This window comes from Paenibacillus sp. J22P143 (assembly GCF_059692035.1).
Genome location: NZ_JCAUAQ010000004.1, coordinates 82,166 through 96,640, shown reverse-complemented (window position 1 = coordinate 96,640; position 14,475 = coordinate 82,166). Strand labels below are relative to the sequence as shown.

Annotated in this window: 15 protein-coding genes; 12 read left to right on the top strand and 3 right to left on the bottom strand. The window is 46.0% G+C overall.

The genetic code is table 11. The features are described from left to right. Positions 1-78 precede the first annotated feature (78 nt). The 8 genes from AC58PQ_RS09570 to gnd all read left to right on the top strand — a co-directional run bounded on the left by AC58PQ_RS09570 (position 79) and on the right by gnd (position 9,591). On the top strand, positions 79-1,077 hold the full coding sequence (locus tag AC58PQ_RS09570) for a LacI family DNA-binding transcriptional regulator (protein WP_497241725.1): 999 nt from the start codon (positions 79-81) through the stop codon (positions 1,075-1,077). Further along, positions 1,074-2,057: an N-acetylglucosamine kinase gene (locus tag AC58PQ_RS09565; RefSeq protein ID WP_497241724.1), complete on the top strand. Its 984-nt coding sequence runs from the start codon at positions 1,074-1,076 to the stop codon at positions 2,055-2,057. The genes AC58PQ_RS09570 and AC58PQ_RS09565 overlap by 4 nt, the downstream gene beginning before the upstream one ends. A gap of 18 nt (positions 2,058-2,075) precedes the next feature. After that, entirely contained in the window at positions 2,076-3,380 is a 1,305-nt protein-coding gene (locus tag AC58PQ_RS09560; protein ID WP_497241723.1) for a 6-phospho-beta-glucosidase, read from the top strand. A gap of 99 nt (positions 3,381-3,479) precedes the next feature. After that, positions 3,480-4,484 carry a LacI family DNA-binding transcriptional regulator gene (locus AC58PQ_RS09555; protein ID WP_497241722.1) on the top strand — a complete coding sequence of 335 codons (1,005 nt, stop codon included), beginning with the start codon at positions 3,480-3,482 and terminating at the stop codon, positions 4,482-4,484. A gap of 17 nt (positions 4,485-4,501) precedes the next feature. Continuing rightward, positions 4,502-5,773 carry a nickel pincer cofactor-dependent isomerase, group 22 gene (locus AC58PQ_RS09550; RefSeq protein WP_497241721.1) on the top strand — a complete coding sequence of 424 codons (1,272 nt, stop codon included), beginning with the start codon at positions 4,502-4,504 and terminating at the stop codon, positions 5,771-5,773. Next, entirely contained in the window at positions 5,770-7,332 is a 1,563-nt protein-coding gene (gene gntK, locus AC58PQ_RS09545) for a gluconokinase (RefSeq protein WP_497241720.1), read from the top strand. Before AC58PQ_RS09550 ends, gntK begins: the two co-directional genes overlap by 4 nt. Positions 7,333-7,374: 42 nt before the next feature. Then, entirely contained in the window at positions 7,375-8,142 is a 768-nt protein-coding gene (locus tag AC58PQ_RS09540; protein WP_497241719.1) for an SDR family oxidoreductase, read from the top strand. Between the two features lie 33 nt (positions 8,143-8,175). Then, positions 8,176-9,591, top strand: a complete 1,416-nt coding sequence (gene gnd, locus AC58PQ_RS09535) for an NADP-dependent phosphogluconate dehydrogenase (RefSeq protein WP_477590563.1) — start codon at positions 8,176-8,178, stop codon at positions 9,589-9,591. A gap of 9 nt (positions 9,592-9,600) precedes the next feature. Here gnd and AC58PQ_RS09530 read toward each other — a convergent pair whose 3' ends face one another. Then, positions 9,601-9,915 (bottom strand): hypothetical protein, encoded by a 315-nt coding sequence (locus tag AC58PQ_RS09530; protein ID WP_497241718.1) that lies wholly within the window; start codon positions 9,913-9,915, stop codon positions 9,601-9,603. Between the two features lie 168 nt (positions 9,916-10,083). Between AC58PQ_RS09530 and AC58PQ_RS09525 the strand changes: the two genes are divergently transcribed. Beyond that, a complete protein-coding gene (locus AC58PQ_RS09525) occupies positions 10,084-10,593 on the top strand; it encodes a shikimate kinase (RefSeq protein ID WP_497241717.1) in 510 nt (169 codons plus the stop codon). 23 nt (positions 10,594-10,616) lie between these two features. On the opposite strand, the gene AC58PQ_RS09520 is transcribed toward AC58PQ_RS09525, so the two are convergent. Further along, on the bottom strand, positions 10,617-10,907 hold the full coding sequence (locus AC58PQ_RS09520) for a rhodanese-like domain-containing protein (protein ID WP_497241716.1): 291 nt from the start codon (positions 10,905-10,907) through the stop codon (positions 10,617-10,619). A gap of 264 nt (positions 10,908-11,171) precedes the next feature. Between AC58PQ_RS09520 and aroA the strand changes: the two genes are divergently transcribed. From aroA to AC58PQ_RS09505, 3 genes are read left to right on the top strand one after another with little or no spacing between them, the layout of a single operon-like run. Further along, positions 11,172-12,470 (top strand): 3-phosphoshikimate 1-carboxyvinyltransferase, encoded by a 1,299-nt coding sequence (aroA, locus tag AC58PQ_RS09515; RefSeq protein WP_497241715.1) that lies wholly within the window; start codon positions 11,172-11,174, stop codon positions 12,468-12,470. A gap of 31 nt (positions 12,471-12,501) precedes the next feature. Then, positions 12,502-13,323: a C39 family peptidase gene (locus AC58PQ_RS09510; protein WP_497241714.1), complete on the top strand. Its 822-nt coding sequence runs from the start codon at positions 12,502-12,504 to the stop codon at positions 13,321-13,323. Between the two features lie 13 nt (positions 13,324-13,336). Next, complete coding sequence (locus tag AC58PQ_RS09505) at positions 13,337-13,762, top strand: CoA-binding protein (protein ID WP_477590572.1); 426 nt, start codon at positions 13,337-13,339, stop codon at positions 13,760-13,762. Between the two features lie 81 nt (positions 13,763-13,843). On the opposite strand, the gene AC58PQ_RS09500 is transcribed toward AC58PQ_RS09505, so the two are convergent. Then, on the bottom strand, positions 13,844-14,410 hold the full coding sequence (locus AC58PQ_RS09500; RefSeq protein WP_497241713.1) for an NAD(P)/FAD-dependent oxidoreductase: 567 nt from the start codon (positions 14,408-14,410) through the stop codon (positions 13,844-13,846). Positions 14,411-14,475 lie beyond the last annotated feature (65 nt).

Here is a 14,475-nt window from a genome sequence, read left to right as displayed (position 1 = left end):
TTTGAAAAGCTTCGTTTATAATTATTTTATAAAAGTTAAAGCGCTTAAACTTTCGCGAGAATCACAGGAGCTGAATACATGAAAGTAAGTATATTCGATGTAGCGAAGAAGAGTGGTCTATCTGTGGTCACTGTTTCTCGTGTTATTAATCAAGCTGGTACGGTGCGCGAAGGAAACAGACAGAAGGTCCTGCAGGCAATGAAAGAATTGGATTACCAACCTAATGCAGCTGCCCGCAGTTTAGCAAGAGGAAAGACTGGCATTATCGGTGTAGCAATCTCCAATCTCAATGATTCTTTCTTTGATGCCGTAGTTAAGGAAATGAATGATCGCTTGGCAGAGCGAGGTTACTTCCTTGCCTTATCGATCTCGAGTGACGTATTTACATCCTTCGAGAATTCATTATTTCAAGAGGATCGAGTGGATGGACTCATTGTCGTATCTCCAACGAATGAAGACGCCTATGTTGCTGAATTGCGCAAAAAGAAAATCCCATTTGTTCTCCTGGATAATCAGCAAACACATGAATCCGTATCCTCCGTCATTGTAGATAATTTCAAGGGTGGCTATGAGGCGACCAAGCACTTGATTGAGCTTGGGCATACGGAAATCGCTCATATTCGAGGATCTCAACCGTTTTTGAGTAGTGCGGAACGGGAACGAGGATACATTAGCGCCATGCAAGAAGCGGGTTTGAACAATTTGTGGATTCAACAAGGGGAGTTTAGCATATCCTCTGGTTACGAAATTGCAGATACTTGGATCCGTAATGAGAAAATGCCAACCGCGGTGTTCGCAGCTGATGATTACATCGCACTTGGCTTTATGGATGCATGTAAAACAGTAGGCTACCAAATCCCGCATGATATTTCGATCGTAGGATTTGATGATCAATTATTCGCTTGCGAATTTCGCCCGCATTTAACAACAGTGCGTCAGCCTGCTAACGAGCTTGGGCGTTCAGCTATAGAAGAATTATTGCGTTGGATTGACGGTGTAACAGAAACACATCAAACGATAAAGTTGATGCCAGAGTTAGTGGTAAGACAAACTACGGCAAGGAGACAGCATAGATGACGTACTATTTGGGCGTAGACGCAGGAGGCAGCAAAACATATACCCTTGTAACGAATGAGAAGGGACAGGTTTTTGGCAAAGGGCATAGTGGCAATGGCAATCACCAACTAGGTGTTGATCGGGCGCGAAGCAACATTACCAGCTCAGTCGAGATGGCCTTACAAGCGGCAAATTTAACTCGCGATGACATATCCTTTGCTTTTTTCGGATTAGCAGGCGCTGACCGGCCTATCGATTATGAGGTGCTTCGTCCCTTGATCAAGGAGCTTGGATTTGCCAAGTATGCGATCGATTGCGATACGATGATTGCGATGCGTGCAGGCACTTCACAGCCATTCGGCGTTGTATTGATATGTGGCAGCGGCACGAATAGCGCTGGTAAAAATCGTTCAGGGGACTTTTATCAATGCGGAGGCTTTACCTATGCGTTCGGCGATTTTGGCGGAGGAGGGACATTGGCTGTTGAAGCGTTTCGTTCGGTTATTCGAGCATGGGACGGACGCGAACGCCCTACCTTGTTAACGGATCTCGTACTTAAGCGGCTAGGATATGCTGCGGTTGATGACATGTTTGATGATTTCATGGATCATGAGAAGCCGATTCCACTGCATGTAACCAAGCTATTATTTGAAGCCGCTAAGCTAGATGATGAAGTGGCGCTGCGCATTCTACGCATTCAAGGGGAAGAGTTGGGCAATTCTGCGACTGCGGTAATTCAGCGACTTCGCATGCAAGATGAACAATTCGATGTTGTCCTTGCTGGGAGTGTAGTGACCAGAGGTGAAGGTAACTTTATTCATCCATATATTGAACAAGCAGTTCTTGCTGTTGCTCCAAAGGCTACTGTTGTGAAATTAAGCGTTGAACCTGTTGTAGGCGCTGTTTGGCTTGCGATGGAAGCAGAGGGACATGCCCTAAGTCAGGAAGCCTACGCGAATCTTAAATCAATTTCAAATTATGAGGACATACTTATAAACTAGAGATGGGACGTGAGAGGAATGAAAGGTGCCTTGAAAATAGCAATTATTGGTGGAGGTTCATCCTATACGCCGGAAATTGTGGAAGGTTTCATTAAGAACTACGAGCAGCTGCCTGTCAAAGAGCTTTGGTTTGTTGACGTTGAAACGGGTAAACATAAGCTGGAAATCGTCGGTAATCTGGCGAAAAGAATGATCGAAAAGTCAGGCTTGCCAATCGATGTATATTTAACCTTAGATCGCCGAGAAGCGATTAAAGATGCAGACTTCGTAAGTACACAAATGCGTGTTGGCTTATTAGAAGCTCGCAAATGGGATGAGCATATCCCGAATAAATACGGTGTGATTGGTCAGGAAACGACGGGGCCAGGTGGGATGATGAAAGCGCTCAGAACGATTCCTGTGCTTTTAGATATTTGCAAGGATATTGAGGAGCTAAGTCCGAATGCATGGCTTTTGAATTTTACGAACCCAGCAGGGATGGTAACAGAGGCGATTCATAAGCATTCGAAGGTGAAAAGCATAGGCCTGTGTAATGCCCCAATCGGTTTGCACAAATGGTTGATGAAGAAATATGACGCTGCACCAGAGCAGATCTATACCGAGTTCGTCGGTTTAAATCATCTTCACTGGGTGACTCGTGCTGAGATTAACGGCGAAGATAAACTGAGTGAACTTCTGGATAAAAGAGAAGATTACAGCGGTAAGAATGTTCCCGCAACCGAGTGGGATGCCGATTTCCTGCGCTCACTTGAAGCGCTGCCTTCTTACTATCTGAAGTATTTCTATTTGAAAGACGTGATGCTTCAGGAACAGCTGGCTTCGATGGAGGAGAACGGCACGCGAGCAGAAGTTGTCAAACGCGTAGAAGACGAACTATTCGAGCTGTATAAGGATCCTAATTTACAGGAGAAACCGAAACAATTAGAACAGCGCGGTGGCGCTTATTATTCGGAGGCAGCAGTGAACCTAATGATCTCGCTCTATAATGACAGACGGGACATTCAGACGCTAAATGTGAGTAACAATGGGATCATTGATTTCTTGCCAAACGATGCCTGCATTGAAGTCAATTGCGTCGTCACAGGTCAAGGACCCGTACCCATGGGGTTAACGAAGGTTCCTGAGCATGTGAAGGGACTTATCCATGCGGTTAAAATCTATGAGCAATTAACGATTGAAGCGGCTGTCACGGGAAGTCGTGACCTCGTCCTTCAGGCACTCGTTCATCATCCTCTAGTACCTTCTGTTTCCGTTGCCAAGACATTGATGGATGAGATGCTAGAGCAAAATCGTCGGTATTTACCTGCCTTTTTCAAAGAATAATACGTGAGGAACTCCCTGAGAAGGGAGTTTTTTTGCATGGTAAAAATACTATTGTTAACGTGTGCATAGATGTGATATGCTTCAAATAGAGGTGAAGGCATGAGCGCAACCATTAAGGATATTGCGAAGCTCGCGGGTGTATCGCACACAACGGTTTCCAGAGCGTTGAACAACAGTCCGCTCATCCAAGAGGAGACCAAGGAGCGTATTCGCATCATCGCTGAACAGCTGGATTATACGCCGAATTATAATGCGAAGAGTCTAGTATTGGATCGTTCGTATAACTTGGGGCTATTCTTTACCACACTAAGCAATGGAACTTCCGCAGGCTTCTTTTACGAAGCAATTCGAGGGGTCAACTCGGTGATCAGAGATCGCTACCAGCTGATTGTCAAAGGGATTGATGATTACACAAGCTTTCATTCCATCACGAAGAAAAGCTTTGATGGCATCATCATTGTCAGCCAGAGCGATGATGATCAACCGATCATTGAGCACATTGCAGGCAAAGGGATTCCGCTCGTCGTATTGAATCGGCCCGTGGACACCGCTGGTGTACTGAATGTGCTTTCAGATGAGGAGCAAGGTGCATTTCTTGCAGGTGCCTTCCTAGTGAATCAAGGCCATAAGAAGATCGCCCTAATCGAAGGTCGTAAAGGCTTTAAATCCGCACAGAATCGTAAGGATGGCTTTGAACGAGCTATGGGGCATTACGGGATCTCGATTCCACCTGCGTATCGCATGCCAGGACTGTATGATTTGGAAAGCGGTCATAAGGCGATGCAACAATTTTTGGGTCTTGAAGAGAAACCAACAGCTGTTTTTTGCTGCAATGATGAGATGGCATTAGGAGCTATTAAAGCGGTGTTTGAAGCGGGTTTACAAGTCCCTAAAGACATATCTGTCGTCGGCTTTGACGATACGGTTTTCGCAGCGTATGTGACGCCATCGTTAACGACCGTACGGAGACCCATTGAACAAATTAGCAAAGAAGGCGCCCTGCGTCTCCTAGGTAATATAGAAAATAAATTGAGTGAAACTGAGCAGTTGCTCTTGCGAACTGAACTAATTGTTCGTGAATCTGTGCAACCATTACAAGCATAAGGAAGTGGGAGAAGTCGATGAGTATTCTAAGAGAGTTGTTACATGATATTCCGATTCCGCAAATGGTCAAAATTCGCCAGAAGTTTGACCGTTCCATTCTGGAAAATCCCTTGCAAGAGCTCGCCGATAAGCTTGAAAGCAGCGGCGTTATGCCCAGTATCTTGCCAGGACAGCAAGTCGCAGTTGCAGTTGGGAGTAGAGGGATTGCCAATATCGCGGGCTTCACGAAAACAACCTTGGATGCGATCAAAGCTAGAGGAGCTCATCCTTTCATTGTCCCGTGTATGGGAAGCCATGGCGGTGCAACGGCTGAAGGCCAGACTGAAGTGCTCCAGCATTTCGGCATTACGGAAGAAGCAATGGGCGCACCAATTCGTTCTTCGATGGACGTGGTTAAAATCGATCAATTGCCGAATGGTTTGCCGGTTTATGTGGATCGCATCGCATCAGAAGCGGATGCCATTGTCGTGATCAACCGCGTGAAGCCGCATACGGCATTCCGGGGACGTATTGAGAGCGGCATCATGAAAATGATCGCAATTGGTCTCGGCAAGCAAAAAGGCGCAGAAGCTTGTCATCAGCTAGGTTTTAAATACATGGCTGAGAATGTGCCTGCGATGGCGAATTTGATGATTGAGAAGCTGCCGATCGTATTCGGTGTAGCCCTCGTTGAGAATGCCTACGATGAGACCTGTCAGGTTGAGGTACTGCCTGCCGCGGAAATTGAAGCGCGCGAGGAAGTTTTACTAATAGAAGCAAAGTCACGTTTGCCGAAAATTTTATTTGATGAAATCGATGTGCTCGTGATTGATTATATTGGTAAAAATATTAGCGGCGATGGTATGGATCCCAACGTGACGGGACGTTATCCAACGCCTTATGCACATGGCGGGCCAGAAGTTTCGAAGATGGTTGTTCTCGATTTGACACATGAAACCAAAGGTAATGCAAATGGTGTGGGTACGGCTGATTTTACGACACAACGACTTGTTGATAAAACAAACTTGGAATTCACTTATGCCAACGGGTTAACGTCAACGGTATGTGCACCTACGAAGATTGCTACTACCTTAGAGAATGACTTCTATGCCATCAAAGCAGCAGTGAAGACTTGTAATATCTTAGATTACACAACCTGTAAGCTAGTTCGTATTCAAGACACACTTCACCTTGGTGAAATTGAAATCTCAGTGAACCTCCTTGACGCTGCTCGTCAGCATCCGGATATTGAGATTTTATCAGAGCCATTTGAGCTCTCATTCGATGCAGAGGGGAATATTTGCAAATGACGGAAAGTCAGAAGCCATATATCATCGCAGCCGATATTGGAACTACAAGCACCAAAACGCTTGTCATTGATCGGGACGGACACGTGCTTGCTTCCCATTCCATTGAGTATCCGTTATTCACACCTGCTGCGGATCGTGCAGAACAGGATCCAAATCAAATCTACGCTGCTGTCGTAGAGGGAATTGGTGCCGTTGTACGCAAACAAGGTATTACTCCGGAGCAAGTTCTTTGCGTGTCCTTCAGCTCAGCGATGCACAGCCTAATCGCTGTGGACGAGCATACGAATCCGCTAACCCAATGTATTACTTGGGCAGACAATCGAAGCGCGCAGTATGCAGAGGATTTGAAGCTCAGCGGGCTTGGACAACAGCTTTATGCGAGAACAGGCACACCGATTCATCCCATGTCACCGCTTCTGAAACTGAAGTGGTTCGGCGAGCATGAACCAGCGCTTGTTCGAAATACCTATAAATTTATTGGGATTAAAGAGTATGTGTTTGCCAAGCTGTTCGGTCAGTATCTCATCGACCATTCACTGGCGAGTGCGACAGGACTTTTCAATCTGGAGCAGCTGGATTGGGACGCGGGAGCACTTGATTATGCAGGGGTTACACCGAAGCAGCTGTCCACATTAGTACCAACGACGCATCGCGTTGAAGGATTAAGCCCTACTTATGCTGCGACGATGGGCTTGTCCACGGACACGCCGTTTATTGTCGGCGCTTCGGACGGCGTTCTTGCCAATCTCGGCGTAGGTGCCTTCGAACCTGGGGTTGTCGCCGTTACGATCGGCACGAGCGGCGCTGTGCGCAGCGTTGTGAACAAGCCGCAAACGGACCCCGAAGGGAAGTTATTCTGTTACGCGTTAACCGAAAACTTCTGGGTCGTTGGTGGACCGATTAACAACGGAGGCATCGTATTCCGTTGGGTGAGAGATCAGATTGCGACTGCGGAGGCTGAAGAAGCTAGACGGATGGGCATGGATCCTTACGATCATCTGACTGCTCTTGCTGCTGAAGTGGCAGCAGGCTCCGATGGATTGCTCTTCTTGCCATTGCTTTCTGGTGAACGAGCTCCGTATTGGAATGCCAATGCACGCGGTGTCTACTTCGGACTTTCGCTCAGTCACCAGAAAAAGCATATGATCCGTGCTGCCCTAGAAGGTGTCATGTTTTCCATTCAAGCCGTGGCCACATCGTTGGAGCGGATGATGGGACCAGCTACAGTTATCCGCGCATCCGGCGGCTTCGCTCGCTCGGAGTTCTGGCGTCAGATGATGACCGATATGCTGGGTACGGCAGTTACCGTTCCAGACTCCATAGAGAGCTCAGGAATTGGTGCAGCTTTGCTTGGTTTACTCGCGATGGGCGAGATCGAAGACTTATCACATGCACACAAATGGATTGGGGTAGGCAAGGCTCACGAGGTGAATGAAAACGATTATCGCGTCTATCAACAATTGACATCTATTTATACGAGCGTATATCATCAGTTAAAAGATCAATTCGACGCGATCACCGCTTTTCAAGGTCAGCACCTTCGGAGTCCTCAATCATAATTCAGTGTTTGCCAAGCAACAACAATCGAGAGGATGACGACAATGAACTTATTCGATCTTTCTGGGAAAACAGCAGTAATTATTGGCGGGAATAGTACACTTGGTGGCTCCATGGCATTAGCCTTGGCTGGACATGGCGCTAAAGTCGCTATTGTTGGGCGTAATCAAGAGAAAAGCGAGCAGGTTCGCGAGAGCATTGCTGCTATTGGCGGCGAAGCTCAGACCTTCCAAGCGGATGCAACGAAACGTGAGGATATAGAACAAGTTCTCCAGGATGTTATCGCTTGGTCGGGCAGTGCGGATATTCTAATGAATTGTCCAGGTAAAAATAGTGCGACACCTTTCTTTGACATTTCCATGGAAGAATGGGATTCTATTATGGAGGTCAATTTGAAAAGCGTCGTGCTAGCCTGCCAAGTGTTCGGGAAATACATGGTTGAACGTGGTGAAGGCGGAAGCATTATTAATATTTCATCCGTTTCTTCTGATCCACCACTTTCTCGTGTGTTCACTTACTCCGCTTCCAAAGCTGCTGTGAATAATATCACACAGAACCTAGCTCGTGAGTTCGCTCCGAGTCGCGTTCGTGTGAATGCGATTATTCCTGGTTTTTTCCCAGCAGAGCAGAATCGTAAGATTTTGTCGCCTGACCGGATCGAATCCATTATGCGTCATACGCCAATGAATCGATTTGGTGAAGCTGCAGAGCTTCAAGGTGCTGCGGTGTACCTGGCTTCAGAGAAAGCTTCGAGCTTTGTGACAGGAACAGTTTTGAGAGTAGACGGCGGTTTTGGCGCGATGACGATTTAAACTATTTATATATCGGAAGGGTGTATGAGAGACATGTCTAAGCAACAAATAGGTGTTGTAGGTTTAGCAGTAATGGGGAAAAACTTAGCATTAAACATTGAAAGCAGAGGCTTTACGGTATCCGTATTCAACCGTTCTGCTGAGAAAACGAAGGAGCTTCTTCAAGAAGCACCAGGTAAACAACTTGTAGGTACATACACCGTTGAAGAATTTGTTCAATCCCTTGAAGTTCCGCGCAAAATTTTGATCATGGTCAAAGCTGGCGGTCCAACCGATGATACAATCAACCAATTGCTTCCGCATTTGGATAAAGGCGATATTTTGATCGATGGAGGAAATGCATTCTTCCCAGATACACAACGTCGTAACAAAGAGCTTGAAGCACACGGTATTCGTTTCGTTGGAACAGGTGTTTCCGGCGGTGAAGAAGGCGCGCTTAAAGGACCTGCGATCATGCCAGGCGGGCAAGAAGACGCTTATAAATTAGTAGAGCCTATTCTAACAGCTATTTCTGCTAAAGTTGGCGAAGATGCTTGTTGTACGTATATCGGACCTGACGGTGCTGGCCACTATGTAAAAATGGTGCATAACGGCATTGAGTATGGAGACATGCAGCTGATTTGCGAAGCTTACCAATTGCTGAAGGATGTTCTTAACGTAAGCACAGAAGAGCTTCATGAGATTTTCACAGAGTGGAACAACGGGGAGCTTGATAGCTACCTAATCGAAATCACACGTGATATCTTCACGAAATATGATGCTGAAACAGGTAAACCAATGGTTGACGTGATCTTGGATTCCGCAGGACAAAAGGGAACAGGAAAATGGACCAGTCAAAGTGCTCTGGACCTTGGCGTGCCGCTTTCCATCATCACAGAATCCGTATTCTCCCGTTTCATCTCCGCGATGAAGGAAGAACGCGTAGCAGCAAGCAAAGTACTCAAAGGACCTGATGCTCCAGCATTTACAGGGGATCGCAAAGCGTTTATTGAGGCTGTTCGTCAAGCTCTCTATGCCAGCAAAATTTGTTCTTATGCGCAAGGCTTTGCTCAAATGAGAGCAGCTTCCGAAGAATACAAATGGGATCTGAAATACGGCAGCATCGCCATGATTTTCCGCGGCGGCTGTATCATTCGTGCTCGTTTCCTTCAAAATATCAAGGATGCGTATGACCGCAATCCTGAATTGAAAAACTTGTTGCTGGATTCCTACTTCACAGGTGTAGTTGATAACTACCAACAATCATGGAGACAAGTCATTGCAGAAGCTGTTACTCGCGGTATCGCAGTACCATCCTTCGCATCCGCACTTGCTTACTATGACAGCTACCGTACAGAAAGATTGCCGGCTAACCTGTTGCAAGCGCAACGTGATTACTTCGGTGCCCATACGTTCCAACGTGTGGACAAAGAAGGATCCTTCCACTATAACTGGATGGGTAATGAATAGGAATAGGCGTTAAGCCTCTTCCTGCAGGCCATAGGCGGCTTCTCTTAACCACATCTTGAGTCGGTCAGCTTCTTGATCGAAGCCATTACGACGATGGATGAGCATGAGAGAGACTTCGGCAAAATAACGAAAATTTCTTAATAATCGTGGTTGAGTGAGACCTTGCATCAACGGGTCTTCTTCAGCCACTTTTTTCTTAATAAATTCAAGAATCCAGACGACATCCTCTTTGCATAGCGTATAGCTTGGGTGCAAAATCTGCTCCAGTTTGCGTTGAGTGCGATTAGTAAAGGCGACAGTTTGGTTCAAAACAGAAGGGTTCAAAGCTCCATCTCTCCTTATCGGCGTGGTCTCTCTAAAATCTTTACTGTTTGTGCTAGAATTTATTCACACTACTATATGATTTTTGGGTGGATTGTATTCATGTTGGAAGGGCTATGGTATGATGTTGGGAAAGTTTGTATGACTAGCATATGAGAAAAGGGGATTTGTGTGACAGTAAGAAATATAGTCCTTGTAGGATTCATGGGTACTGGAAAATCAACCGTAGGCAGGAAGCTTGCAGAGCGTTTAGGGTGGAGTTTTTGTGACTCTGATGCTGTACTAGAAGAAGTGCAACAGACAAGTATTTCCGAGTTATTTCGGAATCAGGGTGAAGCTCATTTTCGCGCTTTGGAAACAGAGACGTTGGCTCATATATTAGATAGTGAAGGGCAAATTGTAGCAACGGGCGGCGGCGCGGTACTTGCAGAGACCAACCGATCATGCATGCTGCAGCATGGCTTTGTCGTCGCTTTGAACGCAACAGCAGAAACGATTATCCAAAGAGTTAGCGCAGATACCAATCGTCCGTTACTGCAAGGTAATTTGGAAGAACGCGTACATACACTTATGGAACAAAGAAAGCATGCCTATGATTTCGCACATATCTCTATAGACACGACTGAACTGACTGAGGATCAAATTGCGGATCTTATCATTCAGCAAGCTGGGCTTCATTAGACCGAGAAGACAAGCTATTCAGCTTAGTCCTCCCACTCTAGCATGCCGCCGGACATATTTTTGAGTCCCTTGATGCCAGTGGCTTCTAAATAGCTTAGTGCACGTCCGCTGCGATTACCACTGCGGCAGACTAAGATGACTTCTTCGACTTGAGGGATCTCGCTCAGACGGTCTGGTAATTGTCCTAATGGGATATGGATAGCGCCTTGTATCATGCCTTCGGCTACTTCCTCATCTTCGCGAACGTCGACGAGCGTTAATTGCTCTCCTTGAGCAAGTCTTGCTTTGATCTCGGATGGTAGAATCGTATCCATGATGATGCCTCCATGTTTGTGATTTCGGAAGAATTCTCCTTACTTAGTATGATAGAAATATAACGACCGGATGTCAAACGTAGCGTTACTTAATCTAGCTTTTCTTCGCTTGGTTTACAAGGGAAGTAGGTTTCCAAGTTAGTTTTCGTATGGTACACTGTCAATAAATCTTAGGATCTCTATCATCCCACTGATAATTGTTTTCTGACGTTCATCAGGCCGGATACTACATAAAAACTACTTGCGAAGGAGTTATCAAACGACATGAAAGCCATCGTAAAACCAACCGCCCAACTTCAGGGGGAAATTAATGCTTTATCCTCCAAAAACTACACAACTCGCTACTTGCTAATCGGTGCACTAGCGAATGGGACTAGCACAATCTATTATCCAGCTCATAGTGAAGATAGTGATGCCATGAGACGCTGTGTGCGAGATCTTGGCGCCATTATTGAAGAAGATGATGAAAAAATTGTGATCACAGGCTTTGGTAAGAATCCTAAGCATGTGTCTGAATTGAATGTAGGTAATGCAGGTGCGGTGCTTCGCTTTTTGATGTCTACGGCTGCCTTTTGCCCGGATGTGACATTCGTTAATACGTATCCGGAATCTTTGGGTAAACGTCCTCATGATGATTTAATTGATACTTTGCAACAAATGGGTGTGGAAGTACAACATAATAACGGCCGTTTGCCGATAACGATTAAAGGTGGACAACCTCGCGGTGGTAAAATTACTGTTTCCGGTAATGTAAGCTCACAGTTTTTGAGTTCCCTTTTGTTTATGACGCCTTTACTTGAAGAAGATAGTGAAATTGAAGTTTTGCACGATTTGAAATCTAAAATAATCGTTGGTCAAACGCTTGAGGTATTGGCGCAGGCAGGTATCGTTGTTCATGCAAGTGAAGATTTAATGCATTATCGTATTCCAGGAAGACAATCCTATGAAGCCAAAGAATATGTCATCCAAGGTGACTACCCGGGCTCCGCAGCTATTCTTGCTGCCGCTGCAGTTACCAACTCGGATGTGCGTGTGCTTCGTTTGGAGGAGAACAGCAAGCAAGGTGAGAAGGCTTGTGTAGATGTTCTGAAGGCCATGGGCGTTAATCTCACTCATGACAATGGTGTTGTTCATGTTCGTGGAAACCAACGTCTTGTTGCCGGTGAATTTGATGGTGATCATTTTACAGATGCTGTATTAGCTATGGTTGCAGCCGCTGTTTTTGCGGAAGGGACTTCGCGTTTCTACAATGTTGAGAACCTGCGGTATAAAGAATGTGATCGGATCACAGATTATTTGAATGAGCTTCGTAAAGCTGGAGCTGATGTAGAAGAGCGTCAGAGTGAAATTATTGTTCATGGTAAGCCACAAGGTGTTGAAGGCGGCGTAGAAATTAATGCGCACTTCGATCATCGCGTTATTATGGCATTAACTGTGGTTGGTCTTCGCTCTGCAAAGGGTTTAACGATTCGGGATGCTCATCATGTGGCCAAGTCATATCCACAATATTTCGATCACTTGCGCTCGATCGGCGCACAGGTTGAGCTTGTGAGCGAGTCTTAGAATCTCAATTACAATGAATGGGTGAGTCAGCATGAGGATTATTTGGCAAGGATTGAAGGTGACGTTTGGATTATTTCTCGTAGCAGGTCTTACATTTGCAAGCAGTGTATTTGCTGTATTGCTGTATGCGAAGGCAACGGGGAAAGAGCCAGCTTTATTCGCGTCTGGTCCAGTAGTCTTAGCAGGTGATAAACCCGCCGCATCGACGAATGTCACTGTCAAACCGACACCTTCGCCCACGCATGCACCAATAAAATCAGCGTTGCTGGATGTCCCCATCGTTGGACAGCTGCCTGAATTGCCAGCGGGCTGTGAGGTCACAAGTCTCACGATGCTGCTGCAATTCTACGGGCTAAACAAGACGAAGATGGAGCTTGTTGCCGAAATGCCTACAGATTCCACACCAGCAACCGTTGATTCCTCCGGTAACATCGTATATTGGGGAAATCCCAACACAGGCTTCGTTGGTGACGTTTCGCGACAGAAAAGAGGCTTTGGCATCTATCATGCCGGATTGTTTCCTCTTCTGAAGAACTATATTCCTCAAGCTATTGATATAACGGGGGAAGCTTTTGATTTGTATGAGCAGCAAGTTGCGCATGGTATCCCGGTCATAGTTTGGACGACGATTGATTATAATCAACCATACAAATGGGTCACCTGGGATACACCAATCGGTCCACTAAAGACGACCTATTCCGAACATGCCGTTGTACTTGTTGGATTTGATGAAACAAATGTCTACTTAAACGACCCCTTGAGCGGGAAAAAGCAAGTGAAAGTAAACAAAGCCCAATTTGTCGACACTTGGACAGCTATGGGCAAACAAGGTCTAACCTACTTGAATAAATAGGAGAGCGATCCGCATGACATTTGAAAATCCGTCCAGGGAACACATCAAGGAATTGCTTGCCAAAGCAGGGAATATTGCTGTAGTTGGCTTATCGGATAAACCAGATCGCACTTCCTATATGGTTTCAGCAGCCATGCAAAGCCGAGGATACCGAATTATCCCTGTCAATCCGAATGCCGATGAAATTCTAGGCGAGAAATGCTATGCATCCTTATCGGACATCCCTGAGCCCGTGGATATCGTGAACGTGTTTCGTCGTGCCGATCAAGTTGTGCCTGTGGCCGAAGAAACGGTCAAGATTGGTGCGAAGGTATTTTGGTTGCAATTAGACATCGTGAATGAAGAAGCTGGGCGAATTGCAAGTGAAGCAGGCGTAGAGGTTATTATGGATCGTTGTATCAAAGTGGAAGATGCGATACTAAACCCGCGGAACAATTAATGCAGGCCGCATAAATCAAATAAAACCGCTAATCGATATCCTTTGCAGGGAATCGATTAGCGGTTTTCTCATAAGTGGGAACTAAGCCTTCAAAACATCGTGATCGACATAGCGCGCACCATTAAGCTCACTGATGATGTTGATTGCAACTTTGGCGCCATCGCCAGCCGTAATGATCGTATGCATACTGACGCCAGCTGTCGTGCCAGCTGCCCATACACCCTTCAGACTCGTATTGCCTTGCGCGTCGCAGTCGACGATCGCTTTGATTCGCGGTTCTGTACCTGCTTTTGTCGTGATGCCGGCTGCTTCTGCAAGCTCAACGGACAAACCTGTAGCTAGAATCACATGCTTCCCTGCATATGTACCATATTCAGTGGAAACTTGAAAGCCATCCTCGCTTTTGACGAGCTGAGTCGCTTTTCCTTGGACGAATTCCGTTCCAAATTTAGCAGCTTGCTTTTTACCAATTTCAACTAAATCAGGTCCACCAATGGCTTCAACACCATAATGGTTCTCGATCCACGCGCGTTTCGTAACGCTTTGTTCGTTGTCGATCACGAGCGTCTTCTTGCCAGCTTTTGAAGTGAAAAGAGCTGCGCTTGCGCCGGTAGGACCTGCACCAATAATAATAACATCATAAGACATAAGAGTATCTCCTCCGAGGATCATGAAATGGGGTACACGTTTAGTATGACAGCATTTTAGTTACT

Coding starts and splice junctions, on each gene's coding strand:
- AC58PQ_RS09505 (WP_477590572.1), top strand. CDS start 13,337: ATGACATTTGAAAATCCGTCCAGGGAACACATCAAGGAATTGCTTGCC.
- gntK (WP_497241720.1), top strand. CDS start 5,770: ATGACGGAAAGTCAGAAGCCATATATCATCGCAGCCGATATTGGAACT.
- aroA (WP_497241715.1), top strand. CDS start 11,172: ATGAAAGCCATCGTAAAACCAACCGCCCAACTTCAGGGGGAAATTAAT.
- AC58PQ_RS09570 (WP_497241725.1), top strand. CDS start 79: ATGAAAGTAAGTATATTCGATGTAGCGAAGAAGAGTGGTCTATCTGTG.
- AC58PQ_RS09540 (WP_497241719.1), top strand. CDS start 7,375: ATGAACTTATTCGATCTTTCTGGGAAAACAGCAGTAATTATTGGCGGG.
- AC58PQ_RS09500 (WP_497241713.1), bottom strand. CDS start 14,410: ATGTCTTATGATGTTATTATTATTGGTGCAGGTCCTACCGGCGCAAGC.
- gnd (WP_477590563.1), top strand. CDS start 8,176: ATGTCTAAGCAACAAATAGGTGTTGTAGGTTTAGCAGTAATGGGGAAA.
- AC58PQ_RS09565 (WP_497241724.1), top strand. CDS start 1,074: ATGACGTACTATTTGGGCGTAGACGCAGGAGGCAGCAAAACATATACC.
- AC58PQ_RS09560 (WP_497241723.1), top strand. CDS start 2,076: ATGAAAGGTGCCTTGAAAATAGCAATTATTGGTGGAGGTTCATCCTAT.
- AC58PQ_RS09510 (WP_497241714.1), top strand. CDS start 12,502: ATGAGGATTATTTGGCAAGGATTGAAGGTGACGTTTGGATTATTTCTC.
- AC58PQ_RS09520 (WP_497241716.1), bottom strand. CDS start 10,907: ATGGATACGATTCTACCATCCGAGATCAAAGCAAGACTTGCTCAAGGA.
- AC58PQ_RS09550 (WP_497241721.1), top strand. CDS start 4,502: ATGAGTATTCTAAGAGAGTTGTTACATGATATTCCGATTCCGCAAATG.
- AC58PQ_RS09555 (WP_497241722.1), top strand. CDS start 3,480: ATGAGCGCAACCATTAAGGATATTGCGAAGCTCGCGGGTGTATCGCAC.